The 20,650-nt window shown below is 46.6% G+C and carries 21 protein-coding genes; 9 read left to right on the forward strand and 12 right to left on the reverse strand.

Annotation, left to right across the window (positions count from 1 at the left end; genetic code table 11):
• Nucleotides 1-17: 17 nt before the first annotated feature.
• Nucleotides 18-260 (reverse strand): hypothetical protein, encoded by a 243-nt coding sequence (locus KNO98_RS12490; protein ID WP_214701132.1) that lies wholly within the window; start codon nucleotides 258-260, stop codon nucleotides 18-20.
• Between the two features lie 130 nt (nucleotides 261-390).
• Complete coding sequence (locus KNO98_RS12495) at nucleotides 391-543, reverse strand: hypothetical protein (protein WP_167330583.1); 153 nt, start codon at nucleotides 541-543, stop codon at nucleotides 391-393.
• Between the two features lie 290 nt (nucleotides 544-833).
• On the opposite strand from KNO98_RS12495, the gene KNO98_RS12500 reads away from it, so the two are divergent.
• The 5 genes from KNO98_RS12500 to map all read left to right on the forward strand — a co-directional run bounded on the left by KNO98_RS12500 (nucleotide 834) and on the right by map (nucleotide 5,708).
• Nucleotides 834-1,685 carry a CvfB family protein gene (locus KNO98_RS12500; RefSeq protein WP_026826757.1) on the forward strand — a complete coding sequence of 284 codons (852 nt, stop codon included), beginning with the start codon at nucleotides 834-836 and terminating at the stop codon, nucleotides 1,683-1,685.
• Between the two features lie 169 nt (nucleotides 1,686-1,854).
• Nucleotides 1,855-3,366, forward strand: coding sequence for a degradosome RNA helicase CshA (cshA, locus tag KNO98_RS12505; protein WP_251125183.1), 1,512 nt, complete (start codon nucleotides 1,855-1,857; stop codon nucleotides 3,364-3,366).
• A gap of 100 nt (nucleotides 3,367-3,466) precedes the next feature.
• Entirely contained in the window at nucleotides 3,467-3,718 is a 252-nt protein-coding gene (locus tag KNO98_RS12510; RefSeq protein WP_026826755.1) for a hypothetical protein, read from the forward strand.
• Between the two features lie 40 nt (nucleotides 3,719-3,758).
• Nucleotides 3,759-4,943 carry an EAL-associated domain-containing protein gene (locus KNO98_RS12515; protein WP_214701135.1) on the forward strand — a complete coding sequence of 395 codons (1,185 nt, stop codon included), beginning with the start codon at nucleotides 3,759-3,761 and terminating at the stop codon, nucleotides 4,941-4,943.
• A 15-nt stretch (nucleotides 4,944-4,958) separates the two neighbouring features.
• On the forward strand, nucleotides 4,959-5,708 hold the full coding sequence (gene map, locus KNO98_RS12520; protein ID WP_026826753.1) for a type I methionyl aminopeptidase: 750 nt from the start codon (nucleotides 4,959-4,961) through the stop codon (nucleotides 5,706-5,708).
• Nucleotides 5,709-5,797: 89 nt separating this feature from the next.
• Here map and menC read toward each other — a convergent pair whose 3' ends face one another.
• From menC to KNO98_RS12550, 6 genes are read right to left on the reverse strand one after another with little or no spacing between them, the layout of a single operon-like run.
• On the reverse strand, nucleotides 5,798-6,868 hold the full coding sequence (gene menC, locus KNO98_RS12525) for an o-succinylbenzoate synthase (protein WP_214701137.1): 1,071 nt from the start codon (nucleotides 6,866-6,868) through the stop codon (nucleotides 5,798-5,800).
• Entirely contained in the window at nucleotides 6,865-8,223 is a 1,359-nt protein-coding gene (gene menE / locus KNO98_RS12530; RefSeq protein WP_214701138.1) for an o-succinylbenzoate--CoA ligase, read from the reverse strand. The genes menC and menE overlap by 4 nt, the downstream gene beginning before the upstream one ends.
• Nucleotides 8,224-8,273: 50 nt before the next feature.
• On the reverse strand, nucleotides 8,274-9,098 hold the full coding sequence (menB, locus tag KNO98_RS12535; protein WP_214701140.1) for a 1,4-dihydroxy-2-naphthoyl-CoA synthase: 825 nt from the start codon (nucleotides 9,096-9,098) through the stop codon (nucleotides 8,274-8,276).
• A gap of 1 nt (nucleotide 9,099) precedes the next feature.
• Complete coding sequence (locus KNO98_RS12540) at nucleotides 9,100-9,879, reverse strand: alpha/beta fold hydrolase (protein ID WP_214701142.1); 780 nt, start codon at nucleotides 9,877-9,879, stop codon at nucleotides 9,100-9,102.
• On the reverse strand, nucleotides 9,876-11,525 hold the full coding sequence (gene menD / locus KNO98_RS12545) for a 2-succinyl-5-enolpyruvyl-6-hydroxy-3-cyclohexene-1-carboxylic-acid synthase (RefSeq protein ID WP_214701144.1): 1,650 nt from the start codon (nucleotides 11,523-11,525) through the stop codon (nucleotides 9,876-9,878). The genes KNO98_RS12540 and menD overlap by 4 nt, the downstream gene beginning before the upstream one ends.
• A 13-nt stretch (nucleotides 11,526-11,538) precedes the next feature.
• Nucleotides 11,539-12,906 (reverse strand): isochorismate synthase, encoded by a 1,368-nt coding sequence (locus KNO98_RS12550; protein ID WP_214701146.1) that lies wholly within the window; start codon nucleotides 12,904-12,906, stop codon nucleotides 11,539-11,541.
• 168 nt (nucleotides 12,907-13,074) lie between these two features.
• Between KNO98_RS12550 and KNO98_RS12555 the strand changes: the two genes are divergently transcribed.
• Together KNO98_RS12555 and KNO98_RS12560 are read left to right on the forward strand one after the other, a co-directional pair.
• A complete protein-coding gene (locus KNO98_RS12555) occupies nucleotides 13,075-13,974 on the forward strand; it encodes a 1,4-dihydroxy-2-naphthoate polyprenyltransferase (protein ID WP_214701148.1) in 900 nt (299 codons plus the stop codon).
• Between the two features lie 37 nt (nucleotides 13,975-14,011).
• Nucleotides 14,012-14,545, forward strand: coding sequence for a beta-class carbonic anhydrase (locus KNO98_RS12560; protein ID WP_034771569.1), 534 nt, complete (start codon nucleotides 14,012-14,014; stop codon nucleotides 14,543-14,545).
• A 40-nt stretch (nucleotides 14,546-14,585) separates the two neighbouring features.
• Here the strand turns inward: KNO98_RS12560 and KNO98_RS12565 are convergent, their stop codons facing one another.
• From KNO98_RS12565 to KNO98_RS12580, 4 genes are all read right to left on the reverse strand, one after another.
• Complete coding sequence (locus KNO98_RS12565; RefSeq protein WP_214701150.1) at nucleotides 14,586-15,539, reverse strand: YihY/virulence factor BrkB family protein; 954 nt, start codon at nucleotides 15,537-15,539, stop codon at nucleotides 14,586-14,588.
• A 64-nt stretch (nucleotides 15,540-15,603) separates the two neighbouring features.
• A complete protein-coding gene (locus KNO98_RS12570) occupies nucleotides 15,604-16,041 on the reverse strand; it encodes an NUDIX domain-containing protein (protein WP_084483614.1) in 438 nt (145 codons plus the stop codon).
• Between the two features lie 67 nt (nucleotides 16,042-16,108).
• Entirely contained in the window at nucleotides 16,109-17,035 is a 927-nt protein-coding gene (locus KNO98_RS12575) for a carbohydrate kinase family protein (protein ID WP_214701151.1), read from the reverse strand.
• Nucleotides 17,036-17,151: 116 nt separating this feature from the next.
• The gene (locus KNO98_RS12580) at nucleotides 17,152-19,059 is read right to left on the reverse strand and encodes a heavy metal translocating P-type ATPase (protein WP_214701152.1); all 1,908 of its coding nucleotides are present in this window, start codon (nucleotides 19,057-19,059) and stop codon (nucleotides 17,152-17,154) included.
• Between the two features lie 197 nt (nucleotides 19,060-19,256).
• Here KNO98_RS12580 and KNO98_RS12585 point away from each other — a divergent pair, with 197 nt between their 5' ends.
• Both KNO98_RS12585 and KNO98_RS12590 read left to right on the forward strand, forming a co-directional pair.
• Complete coding sequence (locus KNO98_RS12585; RefSeq protein WP_214701153.1) at nucleotides 19,257-20,201, forward strand: DMT family transporter; 945 nt, start codon at nucleotides 19,257-19,259, stop codon at nucleotides 20,199-20,201.
• A gap of 135 nt (nucleotides 20,202-20,336) precedes the next feature.
• A complete protein-coding gene (locus tag KNO98_RS12590; protein ID WP_214701154.1) occupies nucleotides 20,337-20,639 on the forward strand; it encodes a hypothetical protein in 303 nt (100 codons plus the stop codon).
• The last annotated feature ends 11 nt before the right edge of the window (nucleotides 20,640-20,650 follow it).

Consider the following 20,650-nt stretch of genomic DNA (forward strand, 5'->3'; position numbering starts at 1 on the left):
GCGAGTGAAGACGAGCGTTATGTAGAGCGTTTTCGTGTCGTTGAATGCATTCTGGCCACGACGCGTTTGATTCGCTTTTGATTTCGTCTTTCCGCGAAGAACTCATTTGCCTGCATGACGAGTTGTTTAAAGGAAGAGAGGGCCATCGCAATTAAGATAGCGAACAGAAATGTTCCGATCGGATCTTTGTACAATTCAGTCTGGAATAAGAAAGCAAGTCCTACAACAGACAAAATCGAAGTAAGAAAATAAAAAATCATAGCGGAATCTCCTTTTCTTAAATGATATGAAAGAAAAAGGCAAGGTCTTCTAATTCGTATTCGACCTTTTGAAAGAAACTCCTGTCTATATCATGTAAAGAAAAAACGCCTTCAGGTGGCTGAATGGCGTTCACTCTTGCGTCATGTAAGTTGTGGATGACGATACATTCGTATCGACACCGTTTGAAAAAATAAAACTGAGTGATGCTAATAATGCGAAAAAAGCGACAAGCAAACCTTTCGTAAATCGTTTTGCAAATGAACGAGACTGTATATCAAACATTTATTGTCCCCCGATCGATACTAAATGAAACCATTTTCAAACTGGACACTTCCTATATAATAACGTTTTCAAAATAAGGATACTAGAAGAAAAAGGTTCGTTCACAAAATTGTCACAAAATTTTAATAAATTAGGATCATGCTGCTAATTTCAACGTAATTTTATCTTTCAATTCCTTATTCACATTTTAGACACAAATAGGCTGAATGCTGTAAGAGAACATGATATGATTAGGAACGTGTGTAGATAGGTATACTGACAGTAATAGCTTAGAAAAGGATGTGGGTGTAATGGCATTGCGCGCAGGAGAAGTAGTAGACTTGGTCGCGGAACGTTCTGCTGATTTTGGAGTATTCATTAGTAACGGACGCGAAGAGGTACTCCTTCATCGGAAAGAACAGACGGAAGAAGTGACGGTTGGTCAAACGGTTCGTGTCTTTTTATATCATGACTCGGAAGGGCGTCTCGCATCGACGATGACCATTCCGACGGTCTCATTTGATGAGTACGAATGGTTTGAGGTGACGGGCGTTCGATATAACACGGGTGTCTTCGTCAATATTGGAATTCAAAAAGATGTTCTCGTTTCGATGGATGACTTACCGGAGAACCGTTCCTATTGGCCACAAGCAGGGGATCAATTATGTGTTCGTTTGAAGTATGACCAAAAAGGACGTTTACTTGGGGACCCTGCACCTTACGCGTATTTAAACTTGTTGGCGAGACCTTCTAAAGAAGAATGGAGCAACCAAGACGTTCAAGCGGTCGTCGTCAATAAACGAGAAGTCGGCGTTAACGTATGGGTTGAAGGCGAATCACTCGGTTTCTTGCATGAAGCAGAGATGACACGTTGGCCACGACTCGGTGAACAGTTAACGGTCCGCGTGACACAGGTCAAACAAGACGGAACGGTCCTCGTTTCAATGAAGCCGCGTGCCTATGAGGCAATTGACGGTGATGCAGCGAGTGTCCTTTCTTATATCGAGGAACGTGGTGGACAAATGCCATATGGCGATAAGACCTCACCAGACGTGATCGACCGCGAGTTCGGCATGAGTAAAGCCGCATTTAAACGGGCGCTCGGAAAATTGTTAAAAGAGAAGCGAGTTGAAAAACTCGACAACGGCTATAAATTGAAATAAGATAACTGATGTTCGGGTGACGTAAAAGTTTTAAAATGTATTTCTTTCATTTTAGGAAGAAATACGTTATAGTTAATAAAGTTGACTATGAGGAAACATTGAGAAAACGTCTGTAGATCTGTCGAACTGAACTCAGACGTTTTTTTGTATGAACAAAGGAGAATATAATTTGACAAAATTTCAAGACTTACAATTAAGTGAAGCATTAGTAAAAGGTGTACACAAAATGGGCTTCGAAGAAGCAACACCGATCCAAGCTGAGACAATTCCTGTCGCACTCACAGGAGTGGACGTATTAGGACAAGCACAAACAGGTACAGGGAAAACAGCAGCTTTCGGGATTCCGACTATTGAGCGAATCGATTCAAAGGCACGTCAAGTCCAAGCACTCGTTCTTGCACCGACACGTGAACTTGCGATTCAAGTTGCAGAAGAATTAAACAAAATCGGAGAAGCGAAGCGCGTTTACGCTCTTCCTGTGTATGGTGGTCAGCAAATCGACCGTCAAATCCGTGGTTTGAAAAAGAATCCACAAATCGTCGTTGCAACACCAGGACGTCTCATGGACCACATGAAACGTAAAACAATCAAACTTGATAACATTCAAACAGTTATCTTGGATGAAGCAGACGAAATGCTTAACATGGGCTTCGTTGAAGACATCGAAACGATTTTGGCAGGTCTTCCTGAAGAGCGCCAAACGCTTCTCTTCTCAGCAACGATGCCACCGCAAATCAAGAAGATTGCTGAGCGTTTCATGAAGTCGCCGACAATCATCAAAGTAAAAGCAAAAGAGATGACAGTTGAGAACATCAACCAACAGTTCCTCGAATTGCGCGAAGGTCAAAAATTCGATACGCTTTGCCGTTTGATTGATATCGACTCGCCAGAACTTAGCATCATCTTCGCTCGTACGAAGAAACGTGTTGATGAAGTGACAGAAGCACTCATTAAACGCGGATATACAGCAGACGGTCTTCACGGAGACTTGACGCAATCAAAACGTGACCAAGTCATTCGTCGTTTCAAAAATGGAACAATCGATATCTTGGTAGCGACAGATGTCGCAGCACGTGGACTCGACATCTCAGGCGTAACGCACGTTTACAACTTCGATGTGCCACAAGATCCAGAGAGCTACGTACACCGTATCGGTCGTACTGGTCGCGCTGGTAAAACAGGTACAGCCCTCACGTTCATCACACCACGTGAATTTGGACAAGTGAAGGCGATTGAACGCGTAACGAACAAGAAGATGAACCGTCGTCACGTACCGACGATCGCGGAAGTACTTGAAGGAAATCAAAAGCAAGCAGCTGAAGAGTTGATCGAACGCGTGCAAGCGGGTGATTTCAAAGCTTACACGCAACTTGCAACAGAACTCCTTGAAGAGTACGAAGCAGTTGAGCTTCTCGCTGCTGCCCTTCGTGGACTGACAAAAGAGCCAGATTCAACACCAGTTGAAATCTCGTACGCTGAACCAGTTCGTGTGAAGCGCCAAGGTGGCCGTGGTGGCGATCGTGGTGGATACCGTGGTCGTAACGACCGTCGTGGTGGCGGTGGCGGTGGCCGTGGTGGCGACCGTCGTGGCGGACGTAGCGGAGACCGTAAAGGATCATACCGTGGTGGTGACGATCGTCGTCGCTCGGATGACCGTGGTCCACGCCGTCCACGTGACTAATCATCATGAAATGCCGCATTTCCTTAAGTGGATTTGCGGCTTTTTTTATAGGGTCATGCTACACTAGTTGAGTAGAGATGGAAGGATGAGGTGTCAACGGATGGTGGAATTAAGTTTCGGTCTCCTTGTGCTGCTTGGTTGTATATTTGCACTAAAACCAATCGTGTCGAAGACGGACCGTCCTAATTTTCGTTATATCCCCGTGGCGACATTGTTATTTGGAGCGATGATTTTTCTAGTGTTAGCCATTGGAGTAGGCGGAAAGATGGGCATTGCATATGGCGTGATGAGTATCGTCTATTTTATTGCTTGTTTCGGTGCCTATATGTATGTACACACGCGAACGAGCTGAATGTAGCTCGTTTTCGCATTTAACGAAGAGGTGATGAGTTGTGGATGCGGTAGAAGTGATGGTCCACCCTGAAGAAGTAATGGTAACTTATGAACCAATTCTTGGGGCGGCGACGTTTCAAGTGGAAGGATATATGGTACATGGTCGCTTTCGTGGCGAATCGTTAACACCGTTTTTTTATGATGATGACGTTCCGCTCGAATATCAGTTGGACATCTCTCAACGAATGGAGCAATTAGCAGCGGAACAACTTCGTGACGCCAAGCAGTTTGTCACGTTCAGATGCCGATCTGAATGGATACTCGAAGAAGGGGGAGAAACATTCTTAGCTCCGCTTCGTGCATTGAACTTTCCATTACATCGCATTTATGTGACGCTTCAAGGAACAGATTTAGTTGATGTTCCCCGTCTGTCGCGCGTCATTCAATATTATCGGTCTTATGGATTGAAGATTGCTTTAGATTTTGCAGAATCGACCAGTATTGAGGATATTATGACCCTTGCACCTGAATTGTTACTTGTCGATCTAGGGACGATGGTTGAGAAAAAGACATTATCGGTCATGTATCCGAACATGCTTCAGACGATGGAATATATCGCTTCGAAGCTCGGTGCGCCACTCCTGTATAAGTCGATCAATCATGTCGGACAACTTCGTTACGCTTGGCAACATGGTGGCCGCTATTATATGGGTGGTCTGCTTGGGTTGGAGGATGAGCGACCTCAACTAGAAATTAAAGGAATGGGTGTGTTGGCACAAGAAGTGCCTTCATTCTTTTTACATGACCAGAAACGATTGAACCGATTATACGAACTTGAATTTGAATTGCACCGTCAGATTGGCGAACTGGTTCAATCCGGTAAATGGTCTCGAGATAAGAAAGATGAATGGATTCAATACATCGCGCCAAAGCTCGAAGAAGTGTTTGTTCGTTATTATTTGACGGATAAGACAGGCTTTCAGACGAGTGCGAACGTCTACTATGTAAATGAAGAATGGCGCGTTGACAATACGTTTCGGGGGTATAACTGGAGTTTCCGACCGTATTTTATTCAGACGATGGCTGCGATGGATGTTCGAGGACGTGGTTATTTATCTGATGACTATCGTGATTTTAGTTCGAATGAAGTGACGCGCACATTCAGTTATCCACTACCAGATGGCATGTTCTTATTCGCTGACTTGTCAGAAGACTACTTATACCAGAATCGATTATTAGACTGAAAGGAAGAACAACAGATGTTAGATTATGATTATGATGCATTACGCGAAATCGGTCGAATCGTTGCACTTGCGCGAGACGAGATGGCAAAAGCAGTCAAACCGGGTATGACGACAAAAGAATTAGATGCAATTGGGCAACGGATTTTAGAAGAAGAAGGTGCAGCTTCTGCGCCGATTACGATGTATGAGTTCCCAGGGTACACGTGTATCTCACTCAATGACGTCGCCGCCCATGGGATTCCTGGGGAAGAGGTCATTCAAGAAGGCGATATCGTTAACGTTGACGTTTCGGCTGTGAAGGATGGCTATTATGCCGATACAGGTCGTACGGTCATTGCCGGGACTGCGAAATCACCTCAGCACGAACGTTTGGTAGAGGTATCATTGACATCGCTAGAAGCTGGACTTGGTAAAGTGAAGGCGGGCGTGAAAGTCAATCAAATCGGTAAGGCGATTTATGCGGATGCGAGAAAGAACGGGTTCACCGTTATCCGTAACTTGGCTGGACACGGTCTTGGTCGGACGTTACATGGGGAGCCGGAGACCATTTCGAACTACTACAGTCGTGAGGAGAATCAACTCTTAAAAGCTGGGCAAGTCATTGCGGTAGAGACGTTCATCTCCACGAAAGACGAAGTTGTCTATCAGTCGGAAGAGGACGGCTGGACGCTCTTTACGCCGAACAAGAGTCTTGTTTCGCAGTTCGAGCATACGGTCGTTGTCACAGAAGATGGGTATGAAGTGTTAACGGGATCGTTCCGTTAAGTAAAAGGTGTGGTTCATGCGAACCACACCTTTTTTTATCAAAATTAGGCGAGAATACTCCCACTTCTAAGCGAAGCGTAGGGGGGAGTTCAAGCTTGTAATGAAATTGTTTCTTCTCGCATCTGTTCAATCACAGCCCAGTTCGGTTGTACCGAATCTGGGAGAATCAACTTTCCATTTTCCACTTCAAGTGGTGTATCGAGCAAATCTTGTTCAAAATAGGCACTCGTTCCCGACATATCTGCGGGGAAGCTCGCGCCGCTTAGCGAAGCGAACAAGAGTGTATGATATCTTCCAATACCGGATTCATACATTCCGCCGACCCAGTATGGCGCACCATATTGTCGGATGTGGAGCGCCTCGCTTAGACCGCCGACACGTGCGGGTTTAATGTTGACGATTTTTCCCGCACCGAGCTGTGTCATCGTTTCCACGTCATCATAAGACGTGATGGACTCGTCGAGACAAATGGGGGTCGTGAGTTTTGCTTGGAGAGCCGCTGATTTCGCGAACTGTCGGCTCGGGTATGGCTGTTCGATCATCAATAACCGATGGGCATCGAGTTGTTCGAACCATTCCATCGGTTGATCGGACGCGCTTCCGTTCAAGTCAATCATGAGTGGTGCGTCGGGGAAGACCGCACGAATCTCGCGCAGAGCAGGAAGTAGTTCATTAGGAGATGCTTTTAATTTGATTCGTTCGAATCCGTCAGCCAATGCCGTCTCAATGGATTTCATCGTTTGGTTCAGTAAGCCAATCCCGATTGTTCGTCCGCAAGAAACAGAATCTCCTGCGTTCATGTATGACTTGAGTGATTTGTTCGCGCGTGCCGCTTCAATCTCCCAGAGTGCACTTTCCCACATCGCCTTTGCCATTCGCTGACCGATGATGGACGAGACCAAGTTCGGAAACACGTCCGTCGTGACCGTCTCCCTTTTCAGTAAATCGAGAATGAGTTTAGACGTATCCACCATGGATTGGGTTGTTTCTTCCGTGTACCAAGGTGTCTCAAAAGCGACACCTTCACCGTATCCAACGATACCGTCTACGGTCTCTAGGCGGAGGATAAGCGTTCGTCTGACGGATAAGACGGCGTGTGCCGTCACGATTGGGTGTTTAAACGTCAAGGGAACAATGGAAAGGTCAGCACGTTTAATCATGGCAGTAACTCCTTTAAGCGATGGCGCATTAGTTTTCCGTTCGCGTTTCGTGGTAGTTCCTGTGCGTGATAAATCGCAATCGGGTGTTTATATCTAGCTAACTGGGAATCGAGAACTGCCTTCATCTCTGCGGGGTCATAGGAGCCGACGACGAAGGCGAGCGGGACCTCTCCCCAGGTCGGATGCGATTTTTTTGTGACTCCGACATCTTGAACGCCGGCACATCGTAACATCACGGCCTCGATTTCGGCCGGATATACATTTTCACCACCTGAAAGAATAAGGTCGCTTCGGCGATCGTGTACATATAAATAGCCATCCTTCATCGTGCCGAGGTCGCCCGTTTTCCAGTAACCGTCTGATGTCCAGACGTCTGATTCAGGTTGTTCGAAGTATCCGCTCGTCACCGTCGGACCTTTTACCTCAATCTCGCCGTCCACATTGACTCGAATACTAGTTGGGGCGATTGCCTGACCGCTCGAACCGATATGCGAGAGTGCTTCGCTCGGAAGCAACGTGGCGACTTGAGAGCACGTCTCCGTCATCCCATATGTCTGGGCGATTGGTAGTTGCCGTCGTTCTGCTTCTTCTAGTAATGAGCGCGGGACTGGTCCACCTCCGACGAGTAATGTGCGAAGCTGGTATTTCTCTAAGCCGGCATCGAGCAGTCGTTGCAGCATAATCGAGACGAGCGACAGTTGGGTGATTCTTTCTGTCTCGATGATATGAAGTGTTCGATCGACATCAAAACGTGGCTCGACATAGAGCGTCGAACCGATGATAGCACTCCGATACACTTGAGAGAGTCCACTCATATGAAAGAGTGGGGTCACCGCGAGCATATGGTCTGTTGCTCGATAGTCCAGATGTGCTTCAGCGGCCCGTGCGCTAGCGAGATGATTCCCGTACGTCTGCTTTACCGCTTTAGCCCGCCCCGTCGTACCGGACGTGAACATAAGAGACATGGTTTCATCTCCTTTCCACTCATGTGTCACGGTGAAACATGAAGTGGCCCGGCGTGTCATCAGAAGTTGTGTGACGGACAAATCGATTTCTTCGTCTACGAGAAGGAGGTCCACTTTCGCTGTTTGTAACTGAATACGTACTTCCTCTTCGGTTAGCCGTGTATTCAACGGGACCAATACTTTACCGAGCAGATGCACCGCGTGGATGGCGATGACATAGTCTTTGCTGTTTTTAGCGAATATGCCAATCCGTTCGGCAGTAGATGTCTGTTCATGGATGAATTGGGCAAGTTGAAGGCTCTCGGTACGTAACGATTCCCACGTCAGTCGATTTTCAGACGTCACGAGTGCGAGGTGTGACGCCGGGTGTTTACGAATCCATTCATACATATCAGTCACCTCCAAAAAAAGAGTAGCGACATCGCTACTCTCTCAAAAAATTAAGGGAAACGTGGGAATTGACCGAAGTCAGGATCACGTTTTTCTTTGAACGCGTCGCGTCCTTCTTTTGCTTCATCTGTTGTGTAGTAGAGAAGCGTTGCGTCTCCAGCGAGTTGCTGAAGTCCAGCAAGACCGTCTGTATCTGCGTTCATCGCTGCTTTCAAGAAGCGAAGTGCAGTCGGTGAGTGTTGTAAGATTTCTTGGCACCATTTGACTGTTTCTGTTTCGAGTTGCTCGAGTGGGACGACCGTGTTGACGAGGCCCATCTCGAGTGCTTCTTGTGCATCGTATTGACGGCAAAGGTACCAGATTTCACGAGCTTTCTTATGACCGATGATGCGAGCTAAGTAACCAGAACCATATCCTGCATCGAACGAACCGACTTTAGGACCTGTTTGTCCGAAGCGAGCGTTGTCCGCTGCAATCGTCAAGTCACAGACGACGTGAAGGACATGTCCTCCGCCAATTGCGAAACCTGCGACCATGGCGATGACCGGTTTTGGAATGACGCGAATCAAGCGTTGAAGGTCGAGGACGTTCAAGCGTGGGATTTCATCTTCTCCGACGTATCCGCCGTGTCCACGAACTTTTTGGTCTCCACCTGAACAGAATGCCTTTTCGCCTTCACCTGTCAAGATGATGACGCCGACTTCTTTATCGTCACGAGCGCGTGCGAATGCATCAATCAATTCATTGACCGTCAACGGACGGAACGCGTTGCGCACCTCTGGACGGTTGATCGTAATTTTGGCAATTCCGTTCCACGTTTCATATTTAATGTCTTCATACGTACGGACCGATGTCCAGTTCGCTACTGATTCCATTTTAAATACCCCCTAAAATCAATTTCTTTATTATTGTACCAAACTCTGATGCATTCTCGATATGAGGAGCATGCCCTGCATTTGAAATTTCGTAGATTTTAAAATCGGGTCGTTCTTCCTGGATGTTTCGTGCAATCGCTTTAAACTTGAGATCTTCTGCTCCGACAATCAAGTCAGTGCGTGGTAGATGGTGTAGCTTTCCCCATAACGAGGGCATATGACCCGTTCCGATGGCCCGCAAACTGTCTGCAAGAGCAACGGGATGTTGTGCGAGTCGGTCCTGTCTGAGCGAACGCTTCATCTCTTCTGTTTGTCTCCAAAGCGGAAGGTTCTCCCATCGCTTGACGAAAGCAACGAGTCCTTCGGTTTCGATAAAGTGAGCCAATTCTGCGTCTTGGCGTCGACGTGAGATCCGCTCTTTAGAGGATAAAAGACCAGGAGTCGTACTGATCCCGATGACATGTTCGACACGCTTGTCACATGCGGCGAGCGTCAATGCGATTCTCCCACCGAGTGAATAGCCAACGACTGTCCAAGGGCGGTCATCCGTATCCAGTAAGTGGGACAAATCCTTAATTTGTTGACTCATCGTCGAACGATTGACGGAAGGGTATTCAGTTGCACCATGTTGAAGGAGCGACGGTGACACGAGGCGAATCGGTAACGCAGGGAGCGAATCGACCCAATGGGCGTTTCCAGTGAATCCGTGTAAAAATAATACCGGTCTTCCCTCACCGCGATGAATCACTTCGTAACGAACGCCACGCAAGTCGATGTTCATGACTCGTTCTCCGTAGTGAGACGATCGCAGACAGATTGGGTCCAATCCCGATGAGCCATCACATTCTCCTCGCGATTCGATGGGAATTCGATTAAATGAACGCCATCTTCAATCGCTTCTTGAATTTCATCTGGTCGTTCAATCAGACGATAGGACAAGCCATATGTCTCAGCGAAGCCACGGATGTTTAAATCGAGCGGTGTCCCGAACAAATCTTCGAATAATTGCGTGTCGACTGAAGCTTGCGGGAGGAAGGAGAAGATCCCTCCACCGTTATTGTTTGCAATCACAATGGAAAATTTTCCGGGATGATGTTTTAACAGTTGCAAGGCATTGCTATCATGATAGAATGCTAAATCACCAATCAATAGAGCGCCGTGAGACGTATCATAGCTGTTTCCGAGTGCACTGGATAACACACCATCAATCCCGTTTGCGCCTCGGTTGGCGAGAACGCGTTTGTTCGTGCCGGCAGAAAGTGTTGTATCCACATCTCGAATCGGCATGCTGTTACTGACGAATAGACGCTCTATCGATGTATCGAGCAATCGTTTCGTCAATGCCGCTTCACCTTGAAGTGACGATTTTGCAGACTCGGCAATCTCTTCAAAAAAGCGTAAACGCTCAAGATACCGAGGTTCGTTTGCGGATGCGATGAGCGGTAGAAAATCGAGTGCGTCTCCGTAACAGATGGTGGCACGGCTACTTGGGTCGCGATAAGACCCTGGCTCATCGATGACGAGTTGGTCCGCCATGCCCATCCATTGATTGAATCGCTTTGAAACAGGTGCAGCCCCGAAACGGACGAACACCTCAGGCAGCCAATCGGCTCGATGCTCACTTGCAAGCCAAGTGTCGTAGTTGGTCAAGACGCCGTCGAAACGCCGCATGCCGCTGAGGGGATCGGCAAAGATCGGGATCTGTCGCTCGGAAGCAAATTCAACAATAGGTTTTTGCCAAGATGTCGGGGTGTAAGGTCCGACGACGAAGGCAAGTTGTTTGTGACTCGTCCGTTCTGAGAAAATGTCTTTGTCTGCCTGTGTCGGTCGAATACGCTGTCGTTCTGGCAAGACAGGATCAGCCTTCAATATCTGTTTCAATGACTCGAGGTCTGGAAGCAGAGGTTCCCGGAACGGTACATTCAAATGAACGGGTCCCATCGGTGCTTGCATCGCTAGAGTCGTGAAGCGGGTAATCGTTTGTTGCATGAACGATAACGTTGTTTCTTCAGGAACGGGCAAATCAACGCTCGTCTTCACTTGTTCCCCGTAGAGCCGGACTTGATTGATTGCTTGTGGTGCCCCGACATTCCGCAATTCATGTGGTCGGTCGGTCGTCAGTACGACGAGTGGCAACTGTGATATGAACGCTTCCGTCACAGCCGAGTAGTAGTTTGTCGCAGCAGTCCCACTCGTGCAGATCAATGCGACGGGACGAATGGTTGCTGTGGAACGTGTCAATCCGAGCGCAAAAAATCCGGCAGAACGCTCGTCGACGATAATATGATGACGGATATGTGGATGTAGATAAGCCGCCATCGCGAGTGGAGTCGAACGAGAGCCTGGACTGATGACGACATCCGTCACGCCGGATTCTACAAGTCGATTCACCATGGATGCTACCCAATCGGTCAACATCTTATTCATGTAGGGTGCCTCCTTAATCGTGCGAATCAAACTGCAGAGCTTGTTTGATTGGACTCATTTTCATTTCAGTTTCTTCGAGCTCTTGCTCGAGCGCAGAGTCTTTGACGATGCCGCATCCTGCATAGAGTGCGACGAATTGATGCTGAACGAGTGCTGAACGAATCGCGACGACAAATTCGCCATCACCTTCGTTGTCAATCCAACCAAATGGAGAACCATACCATCCGCGGTCGAACCGTTCAATTTCACGAAGCAATTGGACCGATGTCCGCTTCGGTGAGCCACCAAGTGCTGGTGTTGGGTGTAATGATTCCGCTAACGACAGCAACGAGGCGTTAGTTTCAAGTGTCACCTGGATTGGAGTATGCAAGTGGAACACCGAGCGATTCGCCAAAATTTGTGGAGTTTCGTTCGTTAGAATTGGTGCGGTGTACGGTGTCAATGCTTGTTTTATATCTTTTACGACAATTTGATGTTCTTCGCGATTTTTTGCATCGTTCAGCAACTGTTCCTTCGCGAGGTCGCTTTCAATTTCTGTGTCAGGACGCTTGATTGTGCCGGCGATGGCCGCAGTATGCAGTTGCATACCTTCTTTTTGTATTAGCCGTTCGGGTGTCGCGCCAAAGAAACCGATGTCACGTTTTGGTTGGTATAAGTAGATGTAACTTGATTCTTGATGGTCTGCCAAATGCTTCAAGCTCTTACTGAATGGGAACGCATCATCGGAACGCTGATAGATTTCTTCGCGCGCAATCACGATTTTTTCGACCCGTTCTTCTTCAATCAACTGTTTCGCCTGTTGGAAACTCGACTTGAAGTGATCGATGCCATCCTTCACTTTCGAATAGGCCGGTGTCGCTTCCTTTGTCGGATGAAGTGAACTGAACTGGGCCAACTGATCCGCCAACTGAATCAAGTACTGTTCAACCGACTGCTTTGAAGAAACGAGGGTGGCGACTGTCAACGTATATCGGTTTTTATAACGACGGTATAAAAATTTTGGGACGACGAGAGATGCCTCCCCAAAGGCATCCCACATACTTTTTTGTGGACGCATGAAAGTGTCAAATGAAAATCCGGCGAATGCATAGATTTTGGCATCAACGTCTCGTCGGTGTAAACTCCAATCGTACTGCAAGCGTTGAAACCGTTCTGGTCCAGAAGCACTTAAGACAAGCGCATCTCCGCAACCGAGCATCTCAAGCGTGCGGTCCGGTGTCATGAAATAGTAGTGGGACGTATCGGTGTTCTGAATGATTTCAAAAGCATCGAACGCTGTAATCTCCCAGGTGTATGAAGCGAGGACTGGACGTTGCCAAGCTCGCGCTCGTTTATGGGCTTGTTCAATTCGTTGTTTTATATGTGTTTGAGTATCTGGCATAAAAGAAAAGCCTCCTCAATCCGATAGAATTCTCACTTTTTAGTGTATCATGAGTTTGCAATCGACCTGCCTATGAAATGCTCGGAAAATTATTCGGAAAATGAGATTGTAGGCTGGCGTTGACAGATTTTTTCCTCGAGACGTAAACTAACGAAGGGAGGGAAGTAAATGAAACAGAAATCAAAAGGGGCATATTGGCGAATGATTCGCCCGCACACCCTGACAGCAAGCTTTATTCCGGTCTTGCTCGGGACGTTCATCGTCCTCAATCAAACCGAGCTGAAGTGGGGACTTTTTCTTGCGATGTTAGTGGCGTCTGTCCTCATTCAAATCGCAACGAACTTATTTAACGAGTATTATGATTATAAACGTGGGCTCGACCATGAAGGATCGATCGGGATTGGTGGCTCAATCGTTCGTGATGGATTTACGCCGAAACAGGTATTGACGATTGCCCTTAGCATGTATGCTGTCTCAGCGTTACTCGGGTTATATATTGCCGCATCCACGAGCTGGCATTTGCTATGGATTGGTGCGTTGTCCATGCTCGTCGGCTACTTGTATACCGGTGGCCCATTGCCGATCGCCTATACACCGTTCGGGGAGCTCGTCGCAGGTCTATTCATGGGCTATGTCATTATTGGAATCGCCGGTTTCATCCAAATCAATACGGTGACGACGGAGTTATTACTCGTATCGTTTCCGATGGCATTATTAATCGGTGCGATCTTACTTGCGAATAATATTCGTGACTTAGATAACGATAAAGAGAATGGTCGAAAAACGATTGCTTGTTTAGTCGGTCATCGACGTGCGGTGTATGTACTTGCGATGTTCTTTATCGCCGCATTAGTCGGCATCATCGTCGCCGTAGTGTATTATGGAGTCACACCGTGGGTCTTACTTTCACTATTTACAGTGCCGGTCATGGTTCAGGCGATTAAACAGTTTTGGCCAAAAGCAGAACCAGCTGCATTGATGCCTGCTATGGCGATGACAGCGAAAGTGAATACGTTATTCGGGGCGTGGATGGTCGTTGGACTGATTGTGTCGAGGTTTGTGATGTGAGAAAAGGGGAGGCGTTAACGTGTCAGTCGTAAAGGAAATGCTTGAATTTAACAAACGTTTCGTAGAGGAGAAGCAGTACGAACCGTTCGTGTCCGATAAGTTTCCGGATAAGAAAATTGTGATTTTAACGTGTATGGATACACGTTTGACGGAGCTGTTACCTCAAGCGTTAGGACTTAAGAACGGAGACGCTAAAATTATTAAAAACGCCGGTGCTGTCCTGTCACATCCATTCGGTTCGGCCATGCGTTCGATTTTGGTGGCCCTCTACGCACTAGGAGCGGAAGAAGTCGTTGTGGTCGGACACTATGATTGTGGAATGGCAGCGATTGAACCGTCTATCGTGATTGAAGAAATGGAACGTCGGGGAATCGACCCTCAAACTTTGAAAATGCTAAAATCGTCAGGAATGGATTTAGAACAATGGTTACATGGCTTTGATTCAGTAGAGGAAAATGTCGTTCATTCCATCAATTTAATCAACAATCATCCTTTGTTACCACCAGGCACGAATGTCCATGGATTTGTGATCGACCCGGCAACGGGACGTCTTGATCCAATAGAAGCATAAGAAAGGAGCGCGTTCATTTTGTGAACGTGCTCCTTTTGTATTAGCCATACGTGTTAGTGGGGATATCATCGTAGTCATCTTCTTGTTGTTTTTGTTTTGCTTTCTTTTTGTTCTTCTTGAAATCACGTTCGTATTCTTGTTCGCTTGGCGTTTTAAAGAAACGCATCCACGTCGCGTTGATCTCAGAACCGATAAGGATGATCATTCCAGTTAATTGCAACCATAGCAAGGTGACGATGATTCCGCCGAGCGATCCGTAAGTTGAATCGTAGCTCCCGAAATTTGAGACGTACAAGCTGAATCCTAATGACACGAGTTGCCAACCGATGACACCAAAGATGGCCCCAGGAATCGTACTTTTCCAAAACACGTGCTGCTGCGGTGATATTTTATAAAAAATTGAAAGCGTCAAAATTAAGACAACCGTTGTCAAGACGTATCGGAATACGTTGATCATCAACTCTTCAGCGCCGGTGATGTTCACTGGCAAATATTCAGTGACAAACGTGATAATTTGTGACCCGAATACGTTCGAAAGAATGAGCAACAACATCCCGATTCCAAGTAAGATTGTTAATCCGAGCGCTAAGCCTTTTTTGACAAAAAAGTTACGTTCATTGTCTTCACCATAAGCGTGTAGTGCTGTCGTCACGAGACGGTCGACACCTTTTGAGGCAGACCAAATCGCTAAAATTGCACCGATAGATAACAGACCGCCTCTCGGTTCGCCAATCGCTTCAAAAATCCCGGTCAAAAAATCAGAAGCGGCTGAACCGGGAGCTAAATCATTCAATTGATTTTGGAACGTGTCTTGTGAGATATCGAAAAATGATAAGAGTGCCAAAATAAAGATAATCCCCGGGAAGATGGATAAAAACCAAAAGAATGCGAGAGTTGCCCCGTAATCTTGTACATCGTGTTCTTTAAAGCGTCGAAATAATTCTTTTCCAAACGAGAACCAATTCTTCTTTTCCTTTACTTCTGTCATCGCCATCATGAAACCCTCCTGAAACAATCATTAGTGAACGTTTCCCGAAATTGCTTAAAGGTACACTTGATTATGCCTCAGACAACGTCAAATCGTAAAAACGTGTCTCTTGTGAGGCTAATTTTTCAGCGAGCGATGGGGGACGAATCGGAAGATGGGGTAATGCTGATCGTTTGATCCACATAGGGGTATATGATCCGTTTGTTTGTTCTTCTTGAAACTCTTCACCTGTTCCGGTACCAAATTCGCCACCTGTCATTTTCGCCCAATAGTAAGGATTTAACTCGTTATTGAATGCGACGTAGGCAGCCACACCTTCTAATTCTACATGGACGCCGAGCTCTTCAAATGCTTCGCGAACGGCAGTTTCTTCTGTTGTATGACCGTATTCGACTCCACCACCAGGGAAGACGTAATAAAGCACGTCTTCCTTTTCACGTCGAATCAAAGCTACTTCATCTTGATCATTTATTAAAATGATCGCGCTTCTTAATTTCGTTCGAACCACTGAGATCGTTCCTTTCATTCCTATAATTTTGCACAAAACGCATCGACGATTCGCCGATGCGTTCAACTCATTCTTGCGTAGGTTGTTCTAATGATGCGTACATATCTTGTGTCAATCCATTCTCATGTGACGCGATAACTTTTCCGGCGATACGCATCCCTAGTCGAAGTGCATCTTCGATAGAGTGGCGCTTCATGAGTTCAGAGATGACAGCGGAGAAGAATGAATCACCGGCACCGGTAGAGTCGGCGACTTTCACTTTCGTCGTCGGGACGTGACCTTGTTCATTCGTGCGGAGATCGACGTAAACGGCACCAAGTTCGCTCATCGTGACAATTGTCAATGGGGCACCTTTCATGGCGAGTACTTCAGCGACACGCAGGGCATCATCCACGGTGACGATTGACATATCAGATAAGATTTCTGCTTCTTCCCGACTACAGATGAACCCCGTAAACCCTTGGAGTAAATGACGGTTTCGTTCAATGACAGAAAGGTGGCCGCACACGCCGTACAGCGGCAAATCCATAACGCGACATAGTTCAATCGTCTCGTTTAGTACGTTGACCGACAAGTCTAAGTCGATTGCGACCGCATCGCTCTCTTCAAAAACGGTATCGATTTGGCGTAAAATAGCTTTTTCCATTCGCGCTTCGTCAGGTTGCTTTGAAATCGACGTTTGGAGGTCGCCGTTGTTATCCATAACGGCGAGCCACATACCCATGCCGTTATCTTCGAGCATATCAACCCCATCGACGTTTACGTTCAAACAACGTAATTCCTCGAGGACACCGACGCCGATTTGATCGTTCGTAACGGTTGAGACGAAACGAACATCATTGCCGAGTACTCCTAAGTTTTGCGCAACGTTGCGACCTGTTCCACCATTAGAGAAAGTGATGTCGCCGACGTTCTTCGCATCTTTATGGAGCGGTGCGAAGGAAGTCCCTTTAATATCGACAAATACCTTGCCGATGACTGCAATCGTATTCATATCTTGTACCACCTTTAGCCAATCTTTCGATCTAAATCAGTCTTTTAGACACATTGTTTCAATTATAACGAAATCGACATATTGTTTCAATCATCGTTTCGATTTTGTCGAATGTATCATTCCCACGAAGAGGTGAGGAGTCGAAGCCCATTCAAGATGACAAGGATGGTAGAACCTTCATGTCCGACAACCGCGAACGGCATAATGAGTAGTTCGAAAATATTGGTGGCAATGAGGACGAGAATGACACCGAGTGCAAAGACGACATTTTGTAAGACAACACGGTTAAGTTTACGTGACTGACGTATCCCATCACTCAAGCGTACGAGGTCATTTTTCATCAAGACGACGTCAGCTGTTTCAAGAGCCGCATCGCTTCCTTCGCCCATTGCGATTCCGACGTCGGCGGTCGCTAGTGCAGGTGCGTCGTTGATCCCGTCACCAATCATCCCGATCGAACCGTATTCTTCGCGTAGTGACTTAATTTGTGAAACTTTTTCTTCCGGCAGACACTCGGCGATATAGCGTGTCAATCCGGCCTCGTTTGCAATAGCGCGTGCGGTCGCCTCATTGTCGCCCGTAATCATGATGGTCGCGATTCCGAGGTCGTTCAGGCGGAGGATTGCTGTTTTCGCCTCAGGTCGAAGCGTGTCACGAAGGGCATATGCGCCGATTGTTCTTGTCTCGTCACTGATGAAGACGAGCGTGTGACCAGCTTCTTTCAAACGTTCTACATCCTCTTTAAAGAAATCACCGCTTCGATCAGCGAACTTCTGTTTACCGACGCGATAAGCGACTCCGTCAATCGTCGCTTCAATCCCCGATCCTGTGACATCTTTGAAATCCATCATGTCTCCGGTGTATCTCCCGGTATATGAAACGAGCGCTTCGGCGAGAGGGTGCATCGAATGCTCTTCAATCAAACTAACGATTCGGTTCACGTCATCTTCAAGCAACTCCGGAGAGATGAGTGCTTCTTGTACGATAGGTTTCCCAATCGTGAGTGTCCCCGTCTTATCGAAAGCAATTGCCTTTAGGCGTCCCATATTCTCGATATGCGCGCCACCCTTAAAGAGAATACCGTGTTTTGCGGAAGAGGCGATGGCAGCCAACGCAGCAGGTGTGATGGCGGCGACGAGCGCACAAGGAGAGGCGACGACGAGAAGGATCATGCCGCGATAGATGCTCGTTTCAAGAGACCACGACGTAAAGAACGGTCCAAGTAGGATGATCGCCGTGACGGAGATGAGCACGATTTGAACATACCGTCCTTCATAACGATCGATGAACTGAGCGGATGGTGATTTTTCTTCCTGTGCTTGTTGAACCATTTGGATGATTTTTTGGAACAACGTCTCGGTCGCAAGTTTTGTCACTTCAATCGTTAGCACGCCATTCAAGTTGACGCTTGACCCGAATACGTCTTCTCCGACTTGTCGGTCGACAGGGACCGACTCACCTGTGATAGCGGCTTCTTCTACCGAAGCACTTCCTTTGACGATTTTTCCGTCGACAGGGATACGTTCCCCTGGGCGGACGTAAATAAGGTCACCGACTTTCAAGTCATCAATATGAACAACTTCAAGTTTCTCAGGAGTTGTCAGGCGGGTTGCTTGTTCAGGTTGGAGTTCCATTAAAGATTCGAGCGCACGTTCGTTTTTGTTCATTGTGTATGTTTCGAGCGCACCGGATAAGGCGAAAATGAAGATGAGAATCGCGCCTTCCATCCAATATCCAATCGATGCGGCCCCGATGGCGGCGATGATCATTAAGAGTTCTACATTAAGAGATTTCGTTTCAATGGTGTCCGAAATCCCTTCTTTTGCTTTCGCGTATCCCCCGATGAAAAAGGCGGATAAATAAAGCGAGACGTGAATCCAAGGGGCTCCTTCTTGTGTTTCGGTGATATAAGCGAGTACAATCAATACACCGCTAATGAGCGCCATAATCAATTCGATATGTTCGTACCAGTTAGCCCGTTTGAAAACGTGGCTTTTTTCGTGTGTAACAGATGGAGCGTTCATGTAATCCCTTCTTTCTAATTGAGAATGAATCTCGATTAAATGATAATGGTTGAAGATGATTATCATCATCAACTGGCTTTGAATTAACGATTTAATCCGTGTTAACCTTTTTTTAATTTATAATAATTATTATCTAGGTTTATTTTATCATGCTTATCATCTGCCAACAAATAAAAAGATTAAGGAGTTTTTGTGTCATGCAAAATATATTTCAACGTCCATGGACAGTGGCGTTATTTGCGATATTTAATACGTTGTTGTGGGGGAGTGCTTTCCCGTTCATCAAATTAAGTTATGAGAAGCTAGATATTCAATCGAATGAGTACGGGCAACAGCTACTGTTCGCAGGAGAGCGCTTTTTATTAGCGGGGCTGCTTCTACTTCTTATTAGTCAAACCGTCCTAAAGCAATCGATTCGATTAACACGCCAAAAGTTTAAAGCGTATGCGCACCTCGGATCTTTTTTGACGTTTTTACAGTATTTATTCTTTTACATCGGACTTTCGATCTCGACCGGAGTTCAAGGGTCGATTATCGCTGGATCAACATCGTTCTTTCAAATGGCTCTCGCTCATATACGGTATGAAGACGATAAACTGAATCGTTTGAAAGGTCTTGCCTTGACGTTTGGATTCTCAGGGATTGTCATCGCAAACTGGCCCGCGCCTGGTACAGAGGTCGGGTTCGGGATCGGCGAGATACTACTTATCTTGGCAATGGTGTCTGGCGCGTTTGGGAATTTGATTGCGAAAGATTATTCAAAAGAATATGATGTTGCCCCGATGACAGCGTGGGCGATGGTCATCGGTTCAATCGGTTTACTCGTCATCGGCTACGTGTTAGAGCCGAATGGTATATCGATGCCGTATACAGGACAGACGATTGCGTTTCTCTTTTATTTGGCAATGTTGTCCGCAATTGGATTTACGCTTTGGAACACATTGATGAAATATAATCCGGTCAGTCGGATTTCACTCTATATCTTCTTAGTTCCCTTATTTGGCGTGATTTTGTCTGGGATTTTGCTTGGAGAATCGATTCCTTGGAATGCGATTGTCGGGCTAGGATTCGTCATCGCCGGCATTTATTTGTCCACTTATTTTCAAGGGCGTCGTACGAAGAAAAGACAGAACGTCGTTTGAAAAAGAGACGGAGTTGACGAAAATGCAATACCGTGACAAAATATATTAAAAATTCTGAATTTTAAAGCTCGTAAAATCGGTCTTCGTTTGTAAAGACTTGCGTGCGGAATCATTGAAAAGAAAGGAGGGGCAACAATGGCTAGGAATCGAATCGTTCGAAATATCCTCATCTCGCGTCAACCGAAAGATGAATACGTCAAGTACGTGATGAAGTGCGTGAGTCAAAGCTTAAAAGAACGTCACGGCCCGGTGGCGACACGCGCCACGAGACAAGGTGATGACATTCAGACGAGATGGCAGTTCAATGACCGTGTCGTCGAGGTGACGCTAAAGTCCGATGTCCTCGCTTCGCTAGACACGGAACCTTTTGCATTAGACGAAGTCTTCATCCGAGCTTTACAGTTGAACGACGACGAAATGGAACGAGTAGTGGAATAAAACAGAGGCAG

Origin of the sequence: Exiguobacterium sp. s57, from assembly GCF_018617685.1 — a bacterium.
GTDB classification, from domain to species: domain Bacteria; phylum Bacillota; class Bacilli; order Exiguobacteriales; family Exiguobacteriaceae; genus Exiguobacterium; species Exiguobacterium marinum.